General features: G+C 29.2%; 4 protein-coding genes. All 4 read right to left on the reverse strand.

Annotated features, from left to right (window positions below; all coding sequences use genetic code 11):
- Positions 1 to 73 precede the first annotated feature (73 nt).
- Positions 74 to 625, reverse strand: a complete 552-nt coding sequence (locus HMPREF3029_RS02925; protein ID WP_070709644.1) for a JAB domain-containing protein — start codon at positions 623 to 625, stop codon at positions 74 to 76.
- A gap of 317 nt (positions 626 to 942) precedes the next feature.
- Entirely contained in the window at positions 943 to 1140 is a 198-nt protein-coding gene (locus HMPREF3029_RS02930) for a hypothetical protein (RefSeq protein ID WP_070709646.1), read from the reverse strand.
- A gap of 33 nt (positions 1141 to 1173) precedes the next feature.
- Positions 1174 to 1296, reverse strand: a complete 123-nt coding sequence (locus tag HMPREF3029_RS09670; RefSeq protein ID WP_256374321.1) for a hypothetical protein — start codon at positions 1294 to 1296, stop codon at positions 1174 to 1176.
- A gap of 49 nt (positions 1297 to 1345) precedes the next feature.
- Positions 1346 to 1570: hypothetical protein (locus HMPREF3029_RS02935; RefSeq protein ID WP_210400775.1), on the reverse strand; the 225-nt coding region annotated here is incomplete at its 5' end.

The raw sequence follows: 1570 nt of genomic DNA on the forward strand, positions 1-1570 counted from the left end.
AAAGCCCTATGATCCGTTTAGGATCGTAGGGCTTGCCCTTAGCTAAATAAAAGAGGATAGTATAGCTATCCTCTTAGAAAATATCTTGTTCTTTCATGCTAATATATTTATCATCACCTATTATCAGATGGTCGAGTAAATCAATACTTAATAAATTTGCTCCCTCGTATAATTTTCTAGTAAACTGTATGTCTTCATTTGATGGTGTCGGGTCACCACTTGGATGATTATGAACACATATTATTGCACAACTTGATGATAATAATGCACGATTTAATATTTCTCTAGGATGTACAACGCTTGTATTTAATGACCCTTTGAATATAGTTTCTTTGTGTATTACCTTATATTTTGTGTTTAGGTATAACACGTTAAAATGTTCCTGTTGCGTTAAGTAACTTTCATTTTTAAATAAAGCATATACATCATCGGGACTATGGATATAAAAGTTTTCGCTTTCATTCATACTCTCAAATTGTTCTTTAACTGCTTTTAATTTTTTACGGTCTAAATCTGTAAGTTTATTATCTCCGTTAATAAAAGCATCACTTAATACTGCTTGAACGCTTAAACCTTGTGCTTCCTGCTGTCCGTTTTTTGAAAGTAAAACATTTAATTTGTGCATTTTAATTACTCCTTTTTTCTACCACTCTTATTATTTTGAGTGTGTAGATGATATTTTATTTACGCATACGTCTAGAGCATCTCGAAACGATATTGCAAGTCTGCTTTAGCACACGCAGTGCTTGGACTTGCAATATATAAGTGAAGAGATGCTAGTATGCAAAGTAAATAAATATCAATCGGAACACGAAAAATAAGAGTGAGTGATAACGAACGAATAAAAGAAACGCGATTAGCGTTTCTTCCATGCCTTTATATAATAAAAAGCCCTATGATCCGTTTAGGAGCATAGGGCTTACCGTTCAATTAAGTTTTAAATTATTTTTCATTACTATAAAAAAAATTAACTTGCTTACTATTTTTACTATCTAGTACTTTTATTAATCTATCATAATCTTCATTAGGTAGTATTAATGTTTCATCTCGTATTAGAAGTTTTAAAAGTTCTTCTAAAGATTTTTCTTCATATATACTAATACCTAAAACATTTTCAATACCTATCCATAAATTACTCACTTTATCTCTAAAGAGAAATCTTTGCTGTTTATATTAATTATAATTTTTTATTACATTTTCTATTTGGTTTTTATCTTCAATTATTACAACATCTGTATATCCTAAAATATCTTCTCCATAAAACCATATTGTGAGTGAATTTTCCATATATAACATAGTTGTTCCCCCTTTTTATATACGGCACTCTTAATGAGTGCCGTGTTTTTTAATTGTTTAATTCATACTCTATAAACTCTTTTATTTCATTTTCCCATTCAATATCATGTGCTTTGATAAATAAACTTTTAATTCTTTCTCTTTCTTCAGTTGTTACTTCTGGATAAAAAGCGTTAAAAATACTGTTAAAATCCTGTTCAGTAATAGTAAATATAACGTTGTCTTTCATATGAATAAACTCCTTTTTTCTACCACTCTTATATTTTGAGTGTGT

Origin of the sequence: Nosocomiicoccus sp. HMSC059G07 (genome assembly GCF_001815515.1) — a bacterium.
GTDB lineage: Bacteria > Bacillota > Bacilli > Staphylococcales > Salinicoccaceae > Nosocomiicoccus > Nosocomiicoccus ampullae_A.

Bases quoted from the DNA above. Each gene is read 5' to 3' on its own strand.
- HMPREF3029_RS09670 (WP_256374321.1), bottom strand. From the start codon at position 1,296: ATGTTATATATGGAAAATTCACTCACAATATGGTTTTATGGAGAAGAT.
- HMPREF3029_RS02925 (WP_070709644.1), bottom strand. From the start codon at position 625: ATGCACAAATTAAATGTTTTACTTTCAAAAAACGGACAGCAGGAAGCA.